Raw genomic sequence first — 23185 nt, 5'->3', positions numbered from 1 at the left:
ACACACAAATTCCCGAAATTAACCTAATCCTGCTTCAAGTTCGGCTTCTGATAATCCCTCAAGCTCGGCTAAGAGTGCATCCATCTCAGCTGAATCGATTTGTTCAAGTTGCAGTTCGGCAATACAGTTGGCGAGTTCAGCGATGGTTGGCGCGGCGAAGAGTTGATACAACCGCACTTCAAGGTTAAAGCCATCGCGCAACCGTGAAACGAGCTGGGTTGCCAGGAGCGAATGGCCGCCCAAGGCAAAAAAGTTGTCGTGAATGCCGATCTTGGGCTTGCCGAGAATCTCTTGCCAAATGCTGACCAACTGTTCTTCGATGATATTAGTTGGTTGATCGAGTGCGGTTTGTTGGTTGGTAGCATCGAGTTGGCCTAATGCAGCCTGATCAATCGCCCCGCTGTTGGTGCGCGGCAATTCAGTAACGCGATACCATTCCAGCGTGGCCGAGCCAAAATAACTATTGGCTAGTTGGCGGTAACGATCGTGGCTGAGCGGGCCATGCTGATGGGTTGTATAAAGATTGATGCGTTGTTGCAAGGGCTGGCTGACTGCCAGATGTTGGCGCAGCGCTGGGCTATCAGCATTTAAGCCAATCATCACCAGTGGATATTGGTTTTGGCTGATGCCCGCTAAGAGCGATTGCAAACCCTGTTGTAAACCAATTACGTTGTAGCCGCGCTCCGCAGAAAGGCTGCGAATTTGCTGCGGATTATTGAGACTCATCCCAATATTGTCCCATTGAGTCCAGTTCAAACAGAGCGCTTTGGGATGCGAGGTTTGGCGTTGATGCAGCATAAAGCTATCGAGAAAACTATTGGCTGCCGAGTAGGCACTAAATGTCGCTCCGCCGAAAAAGCTGTTAATCGATGACATCGCCACAATTGGTAGTTCTGGGCGCTGGCTCAAGGCTCGTTGCAAGGCCCAGGTGCCATAGACTTTGGGCGCGAACATCATTTCAAAGGTTGCTAGGCTTTCGTTGGTGATCCAGTGGCGATCCATTACTGTCCAGTGATAGGCCAAATTGCCAGCCCCAGCAAAGTGGAAAACCCCTGCCAATGGCTGATTCCAGCGCTGTTCTGCATCATTAATTAAGCGAACTAATTGGGCAGAATCGGTGATATCAACCGCTTGGTAATGCACGTCGTTGCTGATATCGATCAGATCTTTGTAGGCGCGTAAACGTTTGCTCAAGCTGCTATCAGTGCCCAGATGCTTGGCCCAATCGCTGCCCAATGGCAATTCGGTTGAGCCTGTGATCAGCAAACGGGCGTTGTAGTTTTGTAGCAACCAGCGGGCAAATTGGCTGCCAATCCCGCCTAAGCCGCCAGTCACCAAATAGAGGCCACCTTTGACCAGCGGCGATTCGACTGGGCTTGATTGCGCCAGTTCAGCCTCGACTAACTGTGGCACGAAGCGTTGACCTGCCCGATAGGCCACCTCAGCGCTAGGCTTTGCTTGCGCCAATTCTTGGTAAATTTGTTGACTGTTGGTGGTTGCACTTGCTGCATCAAGGTCAACATGCTGGCAGCTGAGCCAATCAATTTCTAAGGGCATGGTTTTGAGTAAGCCATGAATTGGAGCCGCCGCATAGACCACTTGATCGCTGGAATCAATCGCATGACTGCGTTGTGAAACCACGGTTAAGCTGGCCTGACTGAGCTTTTGCTGGGCCAAGGCTTGGGTTAGGAACAAAAGACTATAGGCTCCACGATATTGGGCCGCAGCCAAATCGCCAACATGCTCAATTTCGCTTGGTAAATCATAGCTATACAAGTGAACATAATCGTGAATATTGGCGGCGGCCAGGGCAGCGGCGAGCTGGTGATAATGCTCAGGCTCGTGCAAATTAATCGTGTAGTGATTTCCCTGCTGGCTGAATGTTTCGCCAGCGCTGATCAATACCCAAGCGCGATTGTGCTGTTCGAGCAAATCAATCAACTCACGGGCTAGCGTGGTATCGCCGCTGAAAATTGCATAGCTTGGCTTGAGCAAAGCCGGATTATGGCGCTTGCTGACAGGTTGCCATTGCTTGCTAAAGAACCAGCGTGGCAACGTTTGCTCGTTGGCTAGCGCTAAATCGATTGGCTTGGTGATGCTGCTAAATTCGCCATTGATAAAACGCTGGCTCAATTGCGAACGCTGAATCTTGCCAATCGCTGTTTTGGGAATATCGCTCTTGGCAACTGGCAGCACATAGCTGGGGTTGATGCCAATTTTTTGCACCACCACTTCGCGAATCAGCTGAATTTGGGCTAGTTGTTGGTCAAATTCTGTTGATTTTGAAACGTAAAAAATTACCAGCGACTCCGTGCCGCCCGTATGTTTGCTTGGCACGCTACAAGCCGCCGTGTAGGAAACTTCCACGCCTTCGATTGTTTCAACCAAGGCTTCGATTTCGTGGTTGTGATAATTGATGCCGTTAATGATGATTACATCTTTTTCCCGACCAGCAATTGTCAAACGACCTTGGTGCAAAAAGGCCAAATCGCCAGTCGTGAACCAACCATCGTCAGTAAAGACTTCGCGGTTAAGCTCAGGGTTGCGGTAGTAGCCAGCGGTGATCGTCGGGCCTTGGATTTGCAAACGGCCAATCAGATCTTCGCTGAGCAATTGATTGTTGCTGTTGACAATTCGTAGTGAAACCCCAGGCAATGGTGCGCCAACTTCGATAAATGAAACTCCAATGCTATCGGCGCTGGCTGGCTGAATCACCCCAGTTAATGAGGCCTGATCAAGTTCGTGAAAGCCTGTGGTTGCCCCAAGCACCAGTTGATCGGATGAGCTGATGCCCGATGAGGTTTCGGACATGCCATAGGCGGGGTGCATGGCCGTTGCGGGCAGGCCATGGGCTTGCAACAAACCAAGAAAATTCAAGGCAGTTTGTTTATTGATGCCCTCGCCACCATTCAAAATAAAGCGTAGCGAGCTGAGATTACGGCGGCGACTATTAACCCGTTCATGCTGATCGTTGATCAAGGCATAGGCAAAGTTGGGAGACCAAGTAATCGTGGCGCGATACTGCTCAAGCAAATCCAGCCAACGCACGGGATCTTCCAGAATATAGTCGGTTTTGGCCTGAATTTGGCGACAGCCCAAGCACACATCGTGAACGTGGAACATCACAATCCCACCAACATGATCAAGCGGCATCCAATTTAATGAAACATCATTATGATCAAAATGATTGTGTTGAGCGCTCGCCTTGGAGCGGCTAATAATATTGTGATGGCTTAATTCGACCCCTTTGGGAAGGCCAGTGCTGCCCGAGGTAAACAACAACAAGGCCGCATCCTGTGGCGCGAGTTGTTGATGCTGCTGATCAGGCTGATGTTGGCGCAACTGTTCGGTGATCTGAATCGTTGGTTTGGCCACCCCCAAGCCATTGAAAATTCGCTGAAGCTGGCTTAAACTGGCTTGTTCACTGACGATCAGTGGTTGTTCCAAGGTTTGCCAGGTGTTGTAGAGCTTGCTCACGGCAGGGTTATTGGGATCGCTGCTGTTGGGCAAGGCCAAGGGAACCGCCGTAAAACCACCAAGCATACAAGCCCAAAATGCCACCACAAATGGCTCGTTATGGGCAAATTGCAGCACAACATGTTGGCCATGCTTCAAACCTGCCGCCCGCAAACCAGCCAAAACCGCCTCAGCATCGGCCAATAGCGCGGCATACGATTGAAACAACGCTTTGCCATCTGCTTCGATATAACTAATGCCATGTTCAGGGTAGTGTTTGGCGGCGAGCACTAAGGCCTCAGCCAAGGTCAACGGCGCTTGTTCCGCCTTGATCAACGGTGGCCCAACTGCCAACGCTGGCTTGGCTTGGGTTGACACCGTTTCAACTGGTTGCTCGCTGATTGTGCGTTGCGATGTGCCAAAATTACCAGTTTCGACCATTGGCACAAGATCATCGATGTGCAGCGGGCTTGAAACTGGCAAGATCGGCTGAGCCACCACCGCTAGCTCTGCGCCACTGGCCGCTTGTTGAAGCTGGACTTGTAAATCGGCGATTTGCTGGCTATCAAGCAGGCTGGTTTGGGCTAATTGTTGGCGATCAAGCTGGCCATCGGCGGTACGCGGCAGACGATCAACCTGAATCAAGCCGAGATTTGCGAGTTGGCAATCAAGCTGATCTTCAAGATAATGCAGGATCTCGCTTGGCTCAACTTGCTGTTTGGCGACCACAAAGCCGGTTAATTGCTCGGTGTTGCTCAGGGTTATGCGCCGCACGATACAACATTCAACAATTGCCGGATGCTGTTCGAGCAGGCGTTCTACTTCTTGCAATAAGCTTGGCATGGCTGCCAGTTCGATCGTTGAATCAAGGCTACCGCTGATGCTCAGACGCCCATCATCTTGCCAACGGGCCAGATAGCGCGTTTGGTAGAGTTGGGTATCGGCAGCAAATGGGCTGGCGATAAAACGCTCGGCATTCAATTGAGCCTGCTCGAAGCCTGCAAAAACCCCTGCGCCAGCCACATATAACTCACCAATTAAGCCAATTGGCGCGAGTTGTTTGTGTTGGTCGAGAATCAAAGCTTGGGTATGCGGTACCGGCTTGCCGCTATGAATTTGGCTTGCCGTTTGAGTCTGAGTGTTTGCCCCAACCACCGTCAGCAATTGAAAGGCTGGGAAACCGTAGTAATTGTGCCAAGCGGTTTGTTGCTGTTTGAGTTGTTGTTTGAGCGCTTCGCCATCGAGCAAGCCTTCGCCGCTGCTCAGAATATGGCGCACCTTGGGCAATGCTGGTTGTTGCGTGAACAGTTGACCCAAGGTTGAAAGCGTCAAAATCAAGGTTTGCGGTTGTTCATCAATATCGTGATCGAGCGTTTCAAGGGTGCTAAATCGCAGCGTGCCGCCACTAGCGAGGGTTGCCAAACTCGCAAAGGCAGTAAAATCGTTGAATTCCGTGCCGAGCCACAAGCTTTGTTGAAAACTAACCTTGGCTTTGCTCAGATTAAAATCAATAAAACTCAGCAGGTTGGTTTGGCTGAGTTGGCCTGCTTCAAGCAAGCCACTTGGATTCGAGGCCAAACTCAGGCTGATTAGGCTTTCGGCGCTTGCCGCATGGGGCGTGATTACCGCTAGTTCGCTCGTGGCAAGTTGCTCAAATTCAAGCCATGGATATTGTTGATCAACCAAAGTACGACTAGCCGCTGAGCCAACCAGCGTAAATTGCTGACGGGACAAGACCTGTTGCAGCCGAACGTTGGCTAAATTCGGGCTGAGCAAGGCATAGCGTGCGCCCAACAGCAACGTCGCTAACAGCGTGCTACAAATATCAATCGGGTTGGTTAGTACAATGGCAACATTTGTGCCAACTCCAACTTGCTTGGCTGCTAGGCCGCTGGCAATGCGTTGGGCACGCTCAGCCAGTTCGTGATACGAAACTACTTGGTCGTGATAACGCAGCGCCGCCTGGCTCGATCGTTGTTCAACAGCAGTTGCAAAACGTCGCTGGATACTCTGAAAATCCATTTCCATTTCACCCTTTGCACACGTAACCAAGGGCCGGCCTGAACCAGCCCTTGATCGACGCAGATCTAGAACAAATCGTAGTCGTCGTCGCTTCCTTGCGACCAGCCGCCGAGCAGCCGTTCTTTTTCTGCCGAACTGACCAACGAAACATGGCTGATGCGTTGTTGGGAATCGTTGGTCATGCTGGTGAGCAATTGTTGCAGTTGCTCGACCATGCGGCCAATTGTGGTGGGTTTGAACAGGTCGGTGTTGTATTCAATCCAAGCGTCGATGCTTGAGCCATTGTCGTAGAGCACCAAACTTAGCTCGAACTTAGCCGAGTTGGTTTCAACGCTACGCGGCGCGATTTGCACCTCCGCCAGATCGAGGTTGCTGCTCTGCGAGGCGTTTTGTAGCACCAACATGGCTTGGAAAATTGGTGAGCGATTGGCTTGGCGTTCGGGCAAAATCTCGCTAACCAATAGATCGAATGGCAAATCTTGGTGGCTATAGCCATTCAGGGCGGTTTCGCGAATCCGCTGCACTACTTGCTGAATGGTTGGATCGCCAGTTAAATCGGCGCGAATTGCCAAGGTATTAGCAAAGAACCCGATGATGCCCTCTAGCTCTTGGCGGTTGCGGTTGGCGATCGGTGTGCCAATGACAATATCTGTTTGATTGCTATAACGATTGAGCAAAATCGCCCATGCTGCCATCAGCAACATAAACATGGTTGCTTCGTTATCTCGCGCCAATTGATTGAGCTTGCGATACAGTTCTGGCTCGATGCTGAGCATTTCGTGTGCGCCATTGAAGCTTTGCACGCTAGGCCGTGGGTAATCTAGCGGCATTTCGAGCAAGGGCAATTTGCCACTCAATTGCTGTTTCCAGTAATTCAATTGGTTTTGTAAAACCTCGCCTTGCAGCCATTGGCGTTGCCAAGCAGCAAAATCGGGGTATTGCAAGGCCAATTCAGGCAATGGCGAGGCTTGATTGTTGGCAAAGGCCTGGTAGAGCTTAGTCATTTCATCAAACAAAATGCCCTGCGACCAATCATCAAAGGCAATATGATGAATGCTTAAGCCGAGCACATGCTTGGTTGGGGCTAGTTTGAGCAAGCGCCCACGCAACAGTTGATCGCGATCAAGCTGGAAGGGTTGATTAATTTCCTGCTCCAATAACTGGTTGATTGCGGTTTCTTGGTCTGCGCCAGCCAAATGGCTGAGATTGTGAATTGGCAATTGAATTGGCTGAGCTGCTTGCACTTGCTGAAGGGTTTGGCCTTCGTGGCTCACAAATAGCGTGCGCAAGCCATGATGGCGCTGCACAATCTCGCTCAGGGTGCGCTCCAAAGCGTCAACTTGCAATCGGCCAGTAATTTCTAAGGCCACAGGTACGGTATAAAAACTGCTGGTTGGATCGATTTGAGCCAAAAACCAGATGCGCTGTTGGGCATAGGAAAGCGGCAAACGTGCCTGTGGATCGGCTTTGTGAATCGCGATGATCGGCGTTTGCTCAGGTTTTTGGTTGGCTTGCTCGATAACGCTGGCTAAGCCCTTGATAGTCGGGTTGAGGAAGAAATCGCGTAAGTTGAGGCTAACATTAAAGACCTCGCGAACCCGTGAAATAACCTGGGTTGCCAACAATGAGTGCCCACCCAAATCAAAGAAATTATCCTGAATGCCAACGTGGGCTACTCCTAGCAACGTGCTCCAAATGGCGATCAGCGATTGCTCGGTGACGCTGGTTGGAGCCGCGATTGGCTGGCTGCGCTCAAGTTGTTTGGTTTGTTGTTGGCTGGGCAAAGCGCGATAATCGATTTTGCCGTTGGCAGTCAGCGGAATGCTCTCAAGCATAATGAACGAGGTTGGCACCATATATTCTGGCAGGCGTTGCTTGAGAAAGGTGCGCAATTGGCTAAAGCGTGGCACTTGATTGGGCTGGGTTACTAAATAAGCCACCAAGCGCTGGTCATCGGCTGAGATTGTATTGACCGCTACAATCGCATCGGTGATCGCGGGGTGGCTCATCAGAGTGGCTTGAATTTCGCCTAGCTCAATCCGGAAGCCGCGAATTTTAACTTGGTTGTCACGCCGCCCCAGATATTCGATCTCATTATTGGCCAAGCGCCGCACTAAATCGCCAGTTTTATAGAGGCGGCCTGTTTCAGCAAATGGATGCTTGATAAAGCGCTCGTTGGTTAGTTCGGGTCGATTCCAATAGCCGCGAGCCAAGCCCGCGCCGCCCACATATAGTTCGCCAGTAATTCCCAATGGCACTGGCAAACAATGATCATCAAGCACATACAGATCCAAATCGGGAATTGCCGTGCCAATCGGGCTGCTTTGGGGATTTTCAACATCGTGCATGCTCAGCGGTCGGTAGGTCACATGGACGGTGGTTTCCGTAATGCCATACATATTGACCAATTGTGGGTGCAGATCGCCATGGCGCTCGAACCATGGTTGCAATGCCCCAACATTCAACGCCTCGCCACCGAAGATGACATAACGTAAGGTTAGACGTGAGGGCAAGTCCTGTTCGGCATCGCTGCTGATCAATTGGCGGAAGGCCGAGGGCGTTTGGTTGAGCACCGTTACGCCTTCATCGACCAGCAATTGATAGAAGCCTGCGGGGTTGCGAGTGGTCATAAATGGCACGACGACCACGCGACCACCATACAACAAGGCTCCCCAAATTTCCCAAACTGAGAAATCGAAGGCGAACGAATGGAACAAACTCCAGACATCGTGGTTGTTGAAGTTGAACCATGCCTCGGTTGAACTAAACAATCGCGCCACGTTGCGATGGGTGATCAATGCACCTTTGGGCGTGCCAGTCGAACCAGAGGTGTAGATCATATAGGCCAAGTTATCGAGCTGGGCGCTAGCTGGCAAATTGCTGGTTGGCTGATTGCTCAGTGCTGAATCGACGGCATCAAGCACAATCAATTGCAACCCAGCTTGAGGTAATTTGTTGACACAACGCGCTTGGGTAACCACCAATCCAACCTTGGCATCAGCCAACAACCAAACAATTCGCTCTTGAGGATGCGAAGGATCGATCGGCAGATATGCGCCACCAGCCTTGAGAATTGCCAAAATCCCAATGATTGTATCGAGCGATGGCTCAACACATAGCCCAACCAAGGTATCTGGGCCAACATCGAGCGTTTTGAGTTGATGGGCGAGTTGATTGGCGCGGCTGTTTAGCTCGGCATAGCTTAGTTGGTTTTGCTCAAAGCGTACCGCAATCGCCTGCGGATTGGCCTGCACCTGCTGCTCAAAGCGTTGGTGCAAGGGCAACAAATTTGCTTCGAGCGCTGTTGGCGTTGGCAGCAACTGGGCAAGTTCAGCCTTGCCCAACATGGGTAAGCGCGAAAGCTCCAAATCGGGCGAAGCAAGCGCTGCTTCGAGTAAATTTTGGTAATGTTGGGCTAAGCGTTCGATCGTCGCTGAGTCAAAGAGATCAGTTTTATACTCAAAATTGAGGTTGATTTGCTGATCAAGCGAGACAGCTTCAAGGCTGAGGGCAAACTTGGCCGTGCCAGTTTCAATTGGCAATGGCTCAACCGAAAGTTCAGGCATTTGAAAACTATTGACTGTATCGCGCTGAAACACAAACAAGCTTTGAAAAATTGGCGTGTGCGCTAGATTACGATCAGGCTGCAAGGCCTCGACCAATTGCTCAAATGGCAAATCTTGATGTTCTTGCGCTGCCAAATTCGCCGCTCGCACTTGATCCAAAAAGCTGCGGAAACTGAGATCGCCAGCGGCTTTGGTGCGAATCACCAAGGTATTAACGAAATAGCCGATCAAGGCCTGCAAATCGTTGTAATGGCGATTGGCGATTGGCATGCCAACCAATAAATCGTTTTGATTGGTATAACGGAAGAGCAAGGTTTTCCAGATGGTGAGCAAAATAATGTTGAGCGTATAGCCTTCGTTGCGGCTCCATGTCACCAAGCGTTGCACCAAATCGTCGTCTAATTGCAGCCGATAATGCGCACCGCGTGACGATTCAACTGGTGGATAAGGCCGATCGGTGGGTAATTGTAGAATTGGCAATTCGCCAGCGAGTTGTTCCTTCCAATATTGGAGTTGTTGCTCCAACACCTTGCCTTGCAGCCAATTGCGTTGCCAAATTGCATAATCGGCGTATTGAATTGGCAAGGCTGGCAAGCTGCTTGGCTCGCCAGCATAAGCCGCATTCAGCAAATGATTCAATTCGGAGATGATCACTCCAGCCGACCAACCATCAAAAACACTATGATGCACGCTGACTAATTTGATATATTCGTGATCGCGAATCTGCAGCAACAGCACGCGCAATAATGGCCCATTTTGCAAATCAAACGCTAACTGGGTTTCGGCTTGAATCTGCGCTTGGATGGCGACATCGCGCTCAGTTTCGGCCAGATCGCGTAAATCGACCACGCTAAACCCTGGCTTAAGCTCAGCATGGATCTGCTGATGGGGCACTGTATCAACCAACAAAAAGGTCGTGCGCAATACTTCATGGCGCTGGGCAATGGTGTTAAAGCCTGCTTGCAAGGCGGCAATATCGAGCTTGCCACGATAGCGCACCCCATAAACGATGTTATACAGCGGGCTAGTTGGGTCCCACTGATACAACACCCATTGGCGCTCTTGGGCAAACGATAATGGCAGCGTATTGGTTGTCCGTGGTTGGGCAACCAAGGCTGGTGGCTCGTTAGCTGCTTGTTGCAGTCGGCGAATCAACAGCGCTTGTTTTTCTGGTGGTAATGCAGCAATTTTTGCAGCAAAATCAGTCATGTGAAATCTCCATACCTCACCCAACCAGACGAGATTTAGCCTCATCAGTGGAGAGTTGTTCTAATTCAGCAAGTATTTGAGCGATCTGGTCGTGATCGCTTTGCTGTACTTGTTCAAGTAGCACCTGAAGCGCATCATCGCGGGTTTCAGGCGATGCAAACATCTCCGATGATAGTTCTAGGGATAGTTGTTGATTGACATTGGCAACAATTTCATCAATGCTGGGACCCTGAATCAGATAGGCAACCGACAAGGTTACGCCAAGATTTTGGCTAATGCTGGTTTTGAGTTCAATTGCCATAATCGAGTCGAGGCCGAGGGTATGGAGTGCTAGTTGGCTGTCCAGTTTTGATGGCTCAAGCTGCATAACCTTGGCAATCAATTGTTTGAGTTGTTGAGTTATCAACGCTTGACGTTCGCTGGGCTGGGTCTGTAAAACCCGTTGGCGAAATTCATGCTCTTGGGTTGCATTGCTGGCTGTTTGAGCAATGGTGGCTGACGGCGCAAGTGCCGCAAAGAAGGGTAGGGTTGCGACAACCTGATTACTTTTGAGCCACGTTGCCCAATCGATCTCAGCAATCGTCGTCTGAATTGCTTGATCGTTGATCAGTTGCTCCATTGCAACTAAAGCTTGTTGAGGTTGCAGTAATTGCACGCCATGGGCTTCAAATAATTGTGGATTGAGCTTGGCGGCCATTCCCACCTCGGCCCATGGCCCCCAATTAATGCTTAGCCCAGCCAAGCCTTGGCTGTGACGATAGGCTGCCAGGCTATCCATAAAGCTGTTGGCGGCGGCATAATGCGCTTGACCAACCGAGCCAATGCTGGCCGCCAGCGATGAACAGAAGATCATAAAATCAAGTGGTTCTTGGCTGAAAACTTCGTGCAAGGCCCATGCGCCAGCAACTTTGGGCGCAAAAACGCTGGTCAGGGCACTTGGCTCCATGCGATAGAGCATTTGATCATCAAGCACACCCGCAGCATGCACAATCCCGCGAATGGCAAGGCCAGTTTCGGCGCGATACTGCTGCAAAAATTCGGCCAAGGCCGCCTGATCGGCCACGTTGATTGCGGCGTAGCGCAGGTTTGCCCCAGCTTGTTCGAGTTGGCTAAGCGCATTTACAAGCTGTGATTGCTGCTCGGATACGGCGTTATGGCTTGGCTGTAAGGGTCGGCGACCAAGGATAATCAAATTGCTCGCGCCCTTGGCCAGCATCCAATGGGCAATCTCCAGGCCCAAACCACCGCTACCACCAGTAATCAAATAAGCCGCTTGATTGCTCAACTTGAGCGGGCTTGACTTGCTGACTGAGCGTTGTTGCAAGCGAGCTACCAACTGCTGTTGATTGCGCAAGGCCTGTTGATGTTCATTGGCACGTTGCAATAACGTCTTGGCGAGTTGGGTTGCTTCATTGCTTTCAGTCATTGGTGCAAGGTCGATCAAGCTTGGCGCTAGTTCGGGGTGTTCTAAGGCGGCGCTGCGCAGCATGCCCCACAGCGGTGCTTGTGCCAGATTAATAACTTCGTGATCGAGCACGGCCTGTGCGCCGCGTGTGACACACCACAAGCGCGGCGTAGCACTGCTTGAATCGCTGAGCGTTTGCAGCAGGGTTAACATTGCCAAGCTTTGCTGGGTTGCGCTAGCGACTGGCGCTTGATCATTACTGGCGGCCAGTGGCCATAAACAAACGATCTGCTGATAATTGGCTTGCAACTGGGTTTTGAGCCAATCGCCTAAGCTGGCGGCTTCAATTGATTGTTCGAGGCAATCGACCTGCTGACCATGGGCTGCCAAGCCGTTGCTCAACTGTTTGGCAAATTGATCGTGGGTATTGGCCAAAATCAGCCAACGTTCAGCGGGATGCTCAGTAGTTTGGCTTTCGAACGGTTGCCAACGATAGTCATACAACGCTTGTTGGGGCTGGTTGGCACTCCGCGCGGCAGCCACTTGGAATAACTTCAAGCCAGCAATTTCTACCACAACTCGCCCTTGGGCATCAGCAATCACCAAATCCGCTTCATACATCAGGGTTTCATCAGCAGGAGCCGAGCGCAACACCGCATGACACCAAGCTTCGGCAGGAATTCGATCAAGCACATTCAAGCGCTCAATCGCAATTGGCAAGTAGGTTTGATCGTTGGTATGTTGGGCGAGCATCACCGCGACGAGCTGGAAGGTAGCATCGAGTAACGCTGGATGCAGCTGATCGTGCTGGGCAAGTTGGCCGATTGCTGGCGCTAGTTGCAATTGGGCCAAAGCCTCAGCCTCGCCGCGCCAAATTTGGCTGAGCGATTGAAAGGCTGGGCCATACACCAATTGCACTGCTTGCATGCGAGCATAATGCTCACTCACTGCGACGCTTTCGGCACAACGGGCTTGCAATTCGTCGAGGGCAAGATAGGCTGAATGATTTACAGGTGTGGCATTATCAATCGCATTGGCGGTTGCATGCAATTCCCAAGGGCTATCTGGCTCGGCGGCTTGGCTCAAAATTTGGAGATTAACGCCATTATCATCAGCGTTGCACACCAGTTGGACGGTGCATTGGCCTTGGTTTGGCAAGATCAATGGCTGTTTGAACACCAAGTTATTGATTGTGACATGGTGTTGGCCACGACTCCGCAGGGCGGCAATGATCATCTCAACATAGGCCGCGCCAGGCAACAACACCTGTTCTTGCACCACATGGTCGGCCAAATAAGCCGGATAATTGGCGGCTAAATTGGTTTGCCAGAACTGGCTTTGATTGACCGCCGAGCTGATCGAAATACCGAGCAACGGGTGTTGAGCACTGGGTATGGCCTTAAGGTTGCCGGCTAAGAGCGCTGGCACAAACCCACCACGGGCCGACGTTTGATTGCTCGTTGCTGGCAAAAGCTGATCGAACCAGTAGCGTTCACGTTGCCAGGGATAGTTTGGCAAAGCGCTGCGCTGACGTGGCTCGGGATAAACCTGCTGCCAATCAGGGCTATAGCCAGCCACGAATAGCCGCCCAAGTGTCTCAAACAGCAAATCCAATTCAGCTTGATCGCGGCGTAACGAGCTAAACACTTGGGCTGACTGCTTGAAGTGTTGGATGCTGCGCAACATCGATTCACCCAAAACCGGGTGTGGGCTGACTTCCAAAAATGTATCGAAGCCCTTGTCGAGCAAACTTTTGATCGCAGTGGCAAACAAGAATGGTTCACGCAGATTGCGGCCCCAATAACCCTCGCTGTAGAGCGCTTGCTCGGCAAACGTGCCAGTCACGGTTGAAACCAAGGGAATCATGGGCGCTTGTGGTTTGAGCTGGGCCAAAGCGGCGTTTAATTCAGGAACTAGTGGCTCCATCTGTGGGCTATGAAAGGCAATATCAACCCCGCGCACCAAGCGAGCAAACACATCGTTATGCTGCAACGAGGCAACTAATTGCTCCAACGTGCTCGGATCGCCCGCCAGAATACACGAGGTTGGGCTATTGATGCCAGCAATTGCTACCTGTTGTTCGCGGCCAACCAACAGCAAGCGGGCTTGCTCGAAGGTCAATTCGACGGCGGCAGTTTTGCCTTTGCCAGCAACTTGCTTCATCAAACGGCTGCGATGGTAAACCACTTGTACCGCTTCATCGAGCGTTAGCACACCACTGACATAGGCCGCAGCGACCTCGCCTAAACTATGCCCAACAATCGCCGCCGGAGTAATGCCCCATGATCGCCAAAGCGCGGCGAGACTGACTTGCAAGGCAAAAATCAGCGGTTGAGCACGATCCGTTTGGTTGATCTGCTCAGCAGCTTGATCATCGAGCAAGGCTGCGATCAACGACCAACCAGCATAATTAGCGAAGGCTTGATCGCAAGCTTCGAGGGTTTGGCGGAAGATTGGTTGTTGGCCAAGCAGACCGCGCCCCATGCCAACCCAATGCGAGCCTTGGCCTGAAAAGACCCAAACCAATTTGTGGGCTTGCGAACGATCTTGGGTGATCAAACCAGTGACGGAGCGACCCTCAGCAAAATCGTTGAGCTGTTCGGCAAGCAAGGCTGGGCTGGCTGCATATGCGGCAAGGCGATGATCAAGCTGGCTGCGCCCAACGCTAGCGCTATAGCAAATATTGGCAACTTCGCTCGGGCTAGCGGCGGCAATTTGGCTGGCATAGCGGGCTGCAAGTTGCCATAAGGCTGGCTCGCTTTGGGCTGATAATGGCAATAACAATGGCCAAGCATCGTTGATATTTGGGCTTTGGGTTTCGCGAATTGGAGCCGATTCGAGCACCACGTGAGCGTTTGTACCGCCAAAACCAAAGCCACTAACCCCTGCTAAGAGCGGGCCGCTAGCATTGGGCCATGGCCCACGTTGGGCTTGAACCTGCAAGCGGAGTTCCTCAAACGGAATCATGGGGTTGGGAGTTTCAAAGTGTAAACTTGCCGGCAAGAGCTGATGTTTCATTGCCAGTGCCACCTTGATCACCCCTGCAATGCCTGCTGCTGATTCGCTGTGGCCAATATTGGTTTTGACCGAGCCAAGCGCACAGGGTTGTTGGGCTGAGCGTCCAACTGCCAAAACTGCGCCAAGTGCTTGGGCCTCGATCACATCGCCAAGGCTTGTGCCCGTGCCATGGGCTTCGATATACTGCACTGTCGCGGGATTAACTCCAGCGCGGCGATAGGCTTCTTGCAGTACAACCTCTTGCGATTGACGGTTGGGAGCCATAATCCCGTTGGTACGGCCATCGCTATTGACGGCGCTGCCACGAATGACTGCATAAATTGGGTTGCCATCGGCCAAGGCTTTTTGCAAAGGCTTGAGAATTACAATGCCTGCGCCGTCGCTACGCACAATTCCATTGGCGCGAGCATCGAAGGTTTTGCAGCGGCCATCGGGCGATAAGGCTCCAGCTTTAGAGAAAAATAGATTGCCATCAGGCAACAAGCTGGCATTGACCCCGCCAGCAACCACCAGATCGGCTTCGCCCGTTTGCAATGCTTGGCAGGCCATATGAATTGCGACGAGTGATCCCGAGCAAGCTGTGTTGATGTTGATGCTTGGGCCTTGCAAATTCAGCACATATGAGAGCCGATTGGCCAAAATGCTGTGGGCCGTGCCTGGGCCAGTGTAGGCATCGATAATTTCGGGGTGGCTGAATAAAATTCGGCCATAATCTTCGCTGACTGAAGCAATAAACACCCCAGTTTTGCTGCCAGCCAAGGCTTGTGGCGATTGACCAGCATCTTCGAAGGCTTCCCATGTGCACTCCAACAACATGCGCTGTTGTGGGTCAAGGTGAATGGCCTCTCGCGGCGAGATGCCAAAAAAGCCTGCATCGAAATAATCAGGCTGATCAACAAAGCCACCCCAACGGGTGTACATCGTGCCGGGCACACTGCGATCGGGGTTATACACGGCCTCTAAATTCCAACGCTCGGCAGGAATTTCGGTAATTGCATCGCGACCGTTAATCAATAAATCCCAGTATTCGGCCAAATTGCGAGCACCAGGAAAGCGACAACTCATGCCGATAATGGCAATTGCATCAGCATTTTGGTCGGAATCAGCCACGATTGCGACTTCAGGCTGTTCAGTGCCGATCAGCGCTGGAACCAACGTTGCAATGCTCGGATAATCCCAAAGCAATGTTGGTGAGAGCGAACGCCCTAGAAATTGCTCAAGCTTACTGATTAAACTAAGCGCTTGGATTGAATCGATTTGATAGTGCGCAAAAGGCAAGCGCACATCAATTTCATTCGAGGAAACGTTTAAATAGGTACAAAAGTGATTTACTAACCACTCAGTTAATATTTCTGCGGTTGTTTCGATTGTTTCAGGCTTGATGCTATCCGTTCCAGATGGTAGGTTGTTCATAGTCATCCTCTGTAATGTAGCATTGTGCGATAAGGTTTAATCGAAGTTGTGAGCATCTATATACTGGAAGTTACATCAGATTGAAATCGGTCTTTATATGTATTGAACTGTTAAGCTTCTGATACTTGCCAGAAGTATCAGAATTAATATACCTAAGACGATCTGAATCTTATCTAATAAATAAGTAATTTCTATTAGATTAAGATTCGGGTTTTATGGTAATAAATAACTTAATGATGTTATAATTAAGTAAAATTGAATAAATTTACTCAATGTAAATTCTGAATAATTAATTTATAACAATATAGGTTTATGAAACTGTATTGATCGGTATGATATTGAAGTTTCATTCTGATTAATAATCTAATGCTGTAAAGCTATTCGAGTAAACCCATATTGTACAAACTATCCAAAAAAGTTTCCACGAGTTATTGTGCAAACTATCTAAATTTAGCTGTAGCTATATACATTTACATCGTTAAATAAAAAGCCTGGGTATCTGTTATCTTGGTAAAGGAGTAGGATGAAATAAGAGGATTTACCTTGATTAAACAGGAGAGTTTGCTATTTATAATGAGCTGATTGTGAAGCCCTAAACTGTACTATTTTATTTGTTAAGTCGAGTTAACTTGAGGTTAAGAGATTAACACAAGCCTAGTTCGATCAACGATTTTTAGCACAGCTGACTTACAACGCGCCTATTATAGTTAGAGTTCATTAACATTGTCAAGGCAGATTAAAATATATCTAGGCATGCTTGTGATTTGATTGAGCATGTATATGCAGTAGATTTGGGGTTCTTGCATAATTTATTTTCTTAGGTTATTATCCACGCTGTGTGCGAAGATTCGTTAAATTTAAGCTTAATTTGTTGATGTATCGTCAGCAACATAAATCAGCCCTAAGACTCATTAATTTTGCGACTATTTGCCAGAAGTCATCCTAAAAATCGATCGTAAAACATCTTCCAAGTAGTTGCTGATCAATTAAGCTTTACATTGTACGATTTAATCAGTTATCGATCGATTTATCGGTCTATAGACTGATGTGCAATCGCCACGATTCGCCAAAGCTGCATCACAAAACAACATTTTTGCCCCAGCTTGGGTTGTGATCCCAAATCCTGTCCTTTGGTTTTGCCACTGGCAGATCAGCAATTTGATGACGTTAGTTGATTTAGCTAGCCAATCGATTGAGGAGTAGCAACAACAGCATGAACATATTTGATCGATTAAGCATGATCGGGTTGGGTTTGCAGGCCACCAAACAACTTTTTGCCCTGAGCGAACATACAACCGTTGACGATAGCGCCCTAGAATCAACCGACGCTGCCGATTTGCTGCCAGTTGGTGCATTGTTGGTGCCTGTCACCGACAGTTTAGCCAAGGTGGCAGTGCTGTATGGGTTGAGTGGTCTGAGTGCGTTGATGAATGCCAACTCAAGCGAGGCCGAAACCAAAGCCGGCTGGGGTGCGTTTCAAAAATCGCAGCTTAACACAGGCCAAGTTTGGCGAATTCTTAGCTATAGCTTGGTTCACCCTAGCCTCGCTGCGGCCCTCCGTGAAGGTGCTGCCGTCAGCATTTTAGGCACAGCAACTACCCGCTTCCAATCGTTTAGTCTCGCTTTTTCAGCGGTACGGCTGGGTATTTTTGTGCCATTGCTCGTGACTGCGCCCCAAGCTGACGATGATGCTGTGCTGACAAATATGTCTGGTTCTTCCTACTGTTTGTTGGGGGTCTTTTTGGCTTCGCTGGCAACCGATCGCCAGCGCTTGACCTTCCGCTCGCAACAAGATGTCTTGGCTGCAACTGCTTTGGGTGTGCTTTGCTCGCAGATGTTATCAGGGCTGGCGCAATCAAAAGGTCCTGCCCGCAAAGCTGGTTTGGCCTCGCTGGGTGCAGGAGTCATCAGCACCTTGATTATGCAGATCGTGCGACGAGTTAACGCCAATAAACCTGAATAGGCATAAATAATCCCAAGGCCTAATTTGGGAAACAACTAGGGTGCTAGCTAGGCAACGAAGCTGACGCTAGCGCCATGAATATGCTTGCGCCATCTGCTGCCTCATCTCACCCCTGGCGTACTATCAACCTGCAACACCAGGTTGCTCGGTGAACAATTGTTCTAATCTGAACATCACGTTTGCCGCCAATTCCTCGTTCCATCATGCGGTCGAGGCTTCCAATGCTGAAAACGGTCTATCACACATGAACCTCAACGGAGCAGCTTGATGATTATTCTTGAAACCAAGGAATTGGCCAAAAGTTTTCGGGTGCGTGGACGCTTAGTCGAGGCCGTCAAAGGCGTGACGATGAATGTTCAAGCAGGCGAAATTTTTGGATTTCTCGGGCCGAACGGGGCCGGTAAAACGACCACAATGCGCATGCTGACGACCTTGCTCAAGCCAAGTAGTGGTCAGGCAACGATTGCTGGTATCGATCTCTTACAACATTCGCGCCAGGTTCGCGAAAAAATTGGCTATGTGAGCCAAGCTGGCGGAGCCGAGGGCGCTTGTACTGCGCGTGAAAATTTGATTCTACAAGCCCGCTTTTATGGCATAACCCCTCACGATGCCGATGTGCGAGCCAAAGAATTATTGGCAGCGCTTGATCTTGAGCAGATTGCCGATCGCCCAAGTAGCAGCTACTCCGGTGGTCAACGCCGTCGCCTCGATTTGGCCTTGGGTATGGTGCATAAACCTAAATTGCTCTTGCTCGATGAGCCGACTGCCGCGCTTGATCCGCAAAGTCGGGCTTGGTTGTGGGCTGAGGTGCGCCGTCTGAATACCGAGGGCACAACGATTTTTATGACGACCCACTACCTTGATGAGGCTGATGCACTCTGTCAACGCTTGGCGATTATTGATGATGGTCGGATTGTGGTTGAAGGTACGCCCGATGCCCTCAAACGCCAGATCGTTGGCGATACGATCACCTTGGGCTTGCAATTTCAACCTGAAATCGATCACACCGTTCAAGCTTTGTTGCAACAGCAGAGCTATATCCATTCGCTGGAATATGCTGAGCAAACAATTCGCTTGGTGGTTGACCGTGGCTCCGAGGCTTTGCCATTAATTTTGCGGCTGATCGATGAAGCCAATGTGCAAGTTCAAACCGTTGAACTTTCGCGCCCTTCGCTGGATGATGTTTTTCTTAAGCAAACTGGTCGTTCATTACGCGAGTCTGCCAACTAGCTCGAGGATATTCAATGCAATCGCTACGTGATACATGGCTGCTGTTTAAACATTATCTCACCATGACCATGCGCAACCCAGTGATGGTGATTGTCGGCCTTTTTCAACCAGTGGTGCAATTGTTATTATTTGCGCCCTTGTTAGAGCCAATTGCTGGAACTGAGGGCTTTCCCGAAGGCGGCGCAATCGGGGTTTTTACGCCTGGCTTGCTGGTGATGTTGGGTATTACTGGCTCGTTGTTTGTGGTATTTGGCTTTATTGCCGAGTTGCGGGCGGGCGTGCTTGAGCGCATGCGGGTTACGCCACTGAGTCGGTTGGCGCTCGTGCTTGGGCGTTTGCTGCGCGATGTCACGATGTTGCTGCTGCAAGCCTTGGTGCTGGTTGGCGTGGCATGGCTTATGGGCTTGCGGGCTGATCCTGCTGGCGTAGCGCTTTCGTTGTTGATTGTGGTGCTGCTGGGCTTGTTGGTTTCTTCATGCTCGTATGCGGTTGCGCTGATTTTGCAGGATGAAAACACAGTTGCCTCGTTGCTCAACTTTTTGATCTTGCCAATTTTACTGCTTTCAGGCATTACGCTACCGCTCACTTTAGCTCCTGATTGGATTCGCAATGTCGCGGGAGTTAATCCATTTGCCTATGCTGTTGATGCCTCGCGGGCCTTGTTTATTGGTCAGCTTGAACATCCAGCGGTTTGGCAAGGGTTTGCAGTGATGGGCGTATTGTCGTTTTTGGGTGTTTTTTGGGCGGTGCGCTCGTTTCGTCAAGGCGTGGCCTAGTTGCGCTCCCTCACCCCTAGCCCCCTCTCCCGCCGAGCGAGCGAGGGGGAACCACGATAGGAGTATGATCAAATGGCGACGATTGTTATCAGTATGTTTCCCGAAGAAGGCCATCTTATTCCTAGTTTCAAGCTTGGCAAAAGCTTAAAAGCCCAAGGCCATCAGGTGTACTATTTAGCCTTGGCCGATTTTGAGGAGTATATTCGCAAGCAAGGCTTTGAATATTTGCCCTTGTTTGCTGAGGATTTTCCCAAGGGCTTTCGTGCTCAGCAAACCGAGCGAATTGCAAACACCCGTGGCCGAGCCTTTTTGAAAGAGGTTTCGCAAACGGCGTTTTATCTCAAGTTGTTTCAAACTGTGCGTGAAGATCAAAATCCAATCAAGCGTAGTTTGTTGGATATTGGGACAGATTTATGTCTTTTTGATGGATTTTTGGCCCCGCTGAGCCTTATGGCGCGGCATGCTGGCCTGGAAGTGATTAGTCTGAGTATTAATATTAATCTTCCGCAGGCCGCCAATTATCCGCCAGTTGTCACCAATATTGTGCCCGATAACACCCCTGCCTCGCTCTCTAAAGCTGGCATGGCTTGGAAATTCAGCGGGTTAGCGATCAAAATAACCAACCTTTTGATTGGCTACAATTTTCAGAAAAAACTAACCGAACTGGCAACCCACTTTGGCTTTCCTGCCGATTTAGTTGTGCCAGCGGCGCTATTTCCGCGCTTGCGACCGCAACTTGAGATACCCGAACTCGTGCTTTGCCCGCAAGCCTTTGATTTTCCACGGCCAAGCGTTGAGCAAGGGATTTTCTACTGTGAGCCATCGATCGATCTTGATCGTCAAGAAGCGGCCTTTGATTGGTCGCAGATTGACCCCGACAAACCGCTGATTTTTTGTACCTTGGGCAGCCAAAGCCATATCTACAAGCATAGTCGGCGCTTTTTTCAAACCGTGATCGACACAATGCGCAGTCGCCCCGATTGGCAATTGATTATGGCGCTCGGCAAAGAATTTAAAGCCCATGAATTTGCCAATGTGCCAGCCAATGTGCATTTGCTGCAATGGGCTTCGGTCGAGCAAATTTTGCCGCGCACCAGCGTGATGATTACCCATGGTGGGGTTGGCACGATTAAGGAATGTGTCTATTTCAACGTGCCAATGGTGGTATTCCCTGGGATGCGTGATCAACCTGGCTATGCGGCGCGGGTTGTTTACCATGAGCTAGGGTTGATGGGTGCGATGGGTAAAGTTTCGGCCCAAGCGCTGGAAACCATGCTCAACCAAGTGATTCAAAATCCTAACTTTAAACAACGAGTTACGGCAATGGGCGAGGAATTTCGCGCCTTGGAGGCTGCTAGCCCAGCGCTGGAATTAATTCAAAGCAAATTACCGCATACCCGAACCGTTGCCTCGTAAGCTTGCCCCTAGGCAGTGCCGCCTCTGGTGCTCAATTAAGGCTGATTCCTAGGTTATTTGTTTGCGATCAATCGAGGTGTTTGCTGATTGAGATTGGCTGCGATGCCACTTCCAGCGAGCACCCCGTAGGCCTTGCTTTGTGCCAATGTGCTGATATTGAAGGTTGGTCGGCCCAACCACGAATTGATAAGGGAAAGATGCAGCAGATGAATATTGCCCAGCATATTGAAAAAGCGCGACTTCACAGCCCCAACAAGCTAGCGCTGATTTTTGAAAATACCCACTATAGCTATCAAGAACTTGATCAACAAGCTAATCAAGTGGCTAATGGCCTAGCCCAACTTGGCATTCGGGTTGGCGATCGCGTCGCGCTTTTCTTGCCCAATATTCCTGAATTTATGTTTAGCTATCTTGGCATTATTAAACTCGGCGCGATTGCCGTTTCGTTGAATGTGCAACTCCAGTACAACGAGATTCAATTTATTGTCAACGATAGCCAAGCTACAGCAATGATCACCACGCCAGAATTAGCCCAACGTGTGCCAATCACTGAATGCCCAAGCCTCAAGCATGTGCTCGTCACTGGTTCGGCTGATGCATCGACAAGTTTAGCCAGCTTAATCGAATCAGCGCCCAAGGAATATCAAGCTCGTGCTATGCAACCCCATGATCCGGCTGCGATTGTGTATTCATCGGGTACGACTGGCTTTCCCAAAGGTGTAACTCTCTCGCACCATAATATTATCTCGAATATGCAGGCTAAAAATCGCTATTGTGATATGCGCTCAAGCGATCGCTTATTGCTGTGCGTGCCACTTTTTCATTGTTTTGGCCAAAATGCGATTTTTAATAGTGCCCTGAATGCTGGAGCCACAATTGTATTACACCGCAGCTTTAATCTTGATTTAGTGCTGCGTTCAATTCAATCCGATCAAGTAACGATGTTTTTTGGTGTACCAACAATTTATCTGTTGCTATTGAATAAAACTGAGCCTGAGCAATTTCATGCAGTACGTTATTTCTTCTCAGGAGCAGCAATTTTGCCGCTTGAAATTGCTCAGCGTTGGTATGCCAAATATAAATTACCAATTCATGAAGGCTATGGTTTAACTGAAACCTCACCGTTTGCTGCTTATAATCATATCTCCGACTATAAACTTGGCTCGGTTGGTGTGCCAATTGAGCAAGTTGAAATAAAAATCGTCGATATTGAAACCGATGTCGAAGTATTGCCTGATGAGGTGGGAGAAATTATTATTCGTGGCCCAAATGTCATGTTGGGCTATTGGAATAATCCAACCGCAACCGCGCAAGCAATTCGCGATGGCTGGTTTTATACAGGCGACCTTGGCAAAAAAGACCAAGCTGGTTATTTATTTATCGTTGATCGGTTGAAAGATATGATCAACGTTGCTGGGATTAAAGTGTACCCCGCTGAAGTCGAAAACGTCATCTATCAATTACCCGAGGTTGCTGAAGTGGCGGTCTATGGGGTTGCCGATGCGATTACTGGAGAACGCGTTGAAGCCCAAATCGTCTTCAAAGCCAATCAACAGCTGCCAATTCAAGCAATTATCGCGTTTTGTCGCCAACATATGGCGAGCTTTAAAGTGCCAACCGCAATCAAAGTCGTTGATTCAATTCCCAAAAACCCGACCGGCAAAGTGTTAAAGCGGCTCTTACGCAACGAGGCTGGAGCCTAAATTCGAAA

Annotated in this window: 8 protein-coding genes; 5 read left to right on the top strand and 3 right to left on the bottom strand. The window is 49.9% G+C overall.

The genetic code is table 11. From position 1 onward, the window contains the following. Positions 1-18: 18 nt before the first annotated feature. The 3 genes from LCH85_03295 to LCH85_03285 form a co-directional block, all read right to left on the bottom strand. Entirely contained in the window at positions 19-5478 is a 5460-nt protein-coding gene (locus LCH85_03295; protein ID MCA0351000.1) for an SDR family NAD(P)-dependent oxidoreductase, read from the bottom strand. A gap of 65 nt (positions 5479-5543) precedes the next feature. Then, entirely contained in the window at positions 5544-10253 is a 4710-nt protein-coding gene (locus LCH85_03290) for an amino acid adenylation domain-containing protein (protein MCA0350999.1), read from the bottom strand. 16 nt (positions 10254-10269) lie between these two features. After that, positions 10270-16089: an SDR family NAD(P)-dependent oxidoreductase gene (locus LCH85_03285; protein MCA0350998.1), complete on the bottom strand. Its 5820-nt coding sequence runs from the start codon at positions 16087-16089 to the stop codon at positions 10270-10272. 1213 nt (positions 16090-17302) lie between these two features. Here LCH85_03285 and LCH85_03280 point away from each other — a divergent pair. The 5 genes from LCH85_03280 to LCH85_03260 all read left to right on the top strand — a co-directional run bounded on the left by LCH85_03280 (position 17303) and on the right by LCH85_03260 (position 23177). Beyond that, a complete protein-coding gene (locus LCH85_03280) occupies positions 17303-18052 on the top strand; it encodes a rhomboid family intramembrane serine protease (protein MCA0350997.1) in 750 nt (249 codons plus the stop codon). 267 nt (positions 18053-18319) lie between these two features. After that, entirely contained in the window at positions 18320-19282 is a 963-nt protein-coding gene (locus LCH85_03275; GenBank protein MCA0350996.1) for an ATP-binding cassette domain-containing protein, read from the top strand. A 14-nt stretch (positions 19283-19296) separates the two neighbouring features. Further along, positions 19297-20058: an ABC transporter permease gene (locus tag LCH85_03270; protein MCA0350995.1), complete on the top strand. Its 762-nt coding sequence runs from the start codon at positions 19297-19299 to the stop codon at positions 20056-20058. A 72-nt stretch (positions 20059-20130) separates the two neighbouring features. Continuing rightward, the gene (locus LCH85_03265; protein ID MCA0350994.1) at positions 20131-21474 is read left to right on the top strand and encodes a hypothetical protein; all 1344 of its coding nucleotides are present in this window, start codon (positions 20131-20133) and stop codon (positions 21472-21474) included. A 206-nt stretch (positions 21475-21680) separates the two neighbouring features. Further along, positions 21681-23177: a long-chain-fatty-acid--CoA ligase gene (locus LCH85_03260; GenBank protein ID MCA0350993.1), complete on the top strand. Its 1497-nt coding sequence runs from the start codon at positions 21681-21683 to the stop codon at positions 23175-23177. Positions 23178-23185 lie beyond the last annotated feature (8 nt).

This window comes from Chloroflexota bacterium (genome assembly GCA_020161265.1).
In the GTDB taxonomy this organism is placed as follows: Bacteria; Chloroflexota; Chloroflexia; order Chloroflexales; family Herpetosiphonaceae; genus Herpetosiphon.
This window is presented reverse-complemented; position numbering and strand designations above follow the sequence as displayed.

Bases quoted from the DNA above. Each gene is read 5' to 3' on its own strand.
- LCH85_03270 (MCA0350995.1), top strand. From the start codon at position 19,297: ATGCAATCGCTACGTGATACATGGCTGCTGTTTAAACATTATCTCACC.
- LCH85_03295 (MCA0351000.1), bottom strand. From the start codon at position 5,478: ATGGATTTTCAGAGTATCCAGCGACGTTTTGCAACTGCTGTTGAACAA.
- LCH85_03285 (MCA0350998.1), bottom strand. From the start codon at position 16,089: ATGAACAACCTACCATCTGGAACGGATAGCATCAAGCCTGAAACAATC.
- LCH85_03280 (MCA0350997.1), top strand. From the start codon at position 17,303: ATGAACATATTTGATCGATTAAGCATGATCGGGTTGGGTTTGCAGGCC.
- LCH85_03275 (MCA0350996.1), top strand. From the start codon at position 18,320: ATGATTATTCTTGAAACCAAGGAATTGGCCAAAAGTTTTCGGGTGCGT.
- LCH85_03265 (MCA0350994.1), top strand. From the start codon at position 20,131: ATGGCGACGATTGTTATCAGTATGTTTCCCGAAGAAGGCCATCTTATT.
- LCH85_03260 (MCA0350993.1), top strand. From the start codon at position 21,681: ATGAATATTGCCCAGCATATTGAAAAAGCGCGACTTCACAGCCCCAAC.
- LCH85_03290 (MCA0350999.1), bottom strand. From the start codon at position 10,253: ATGACTGATTTTGCTGCAAAAATTGCTGCATTACCACCAGAAAAACAA.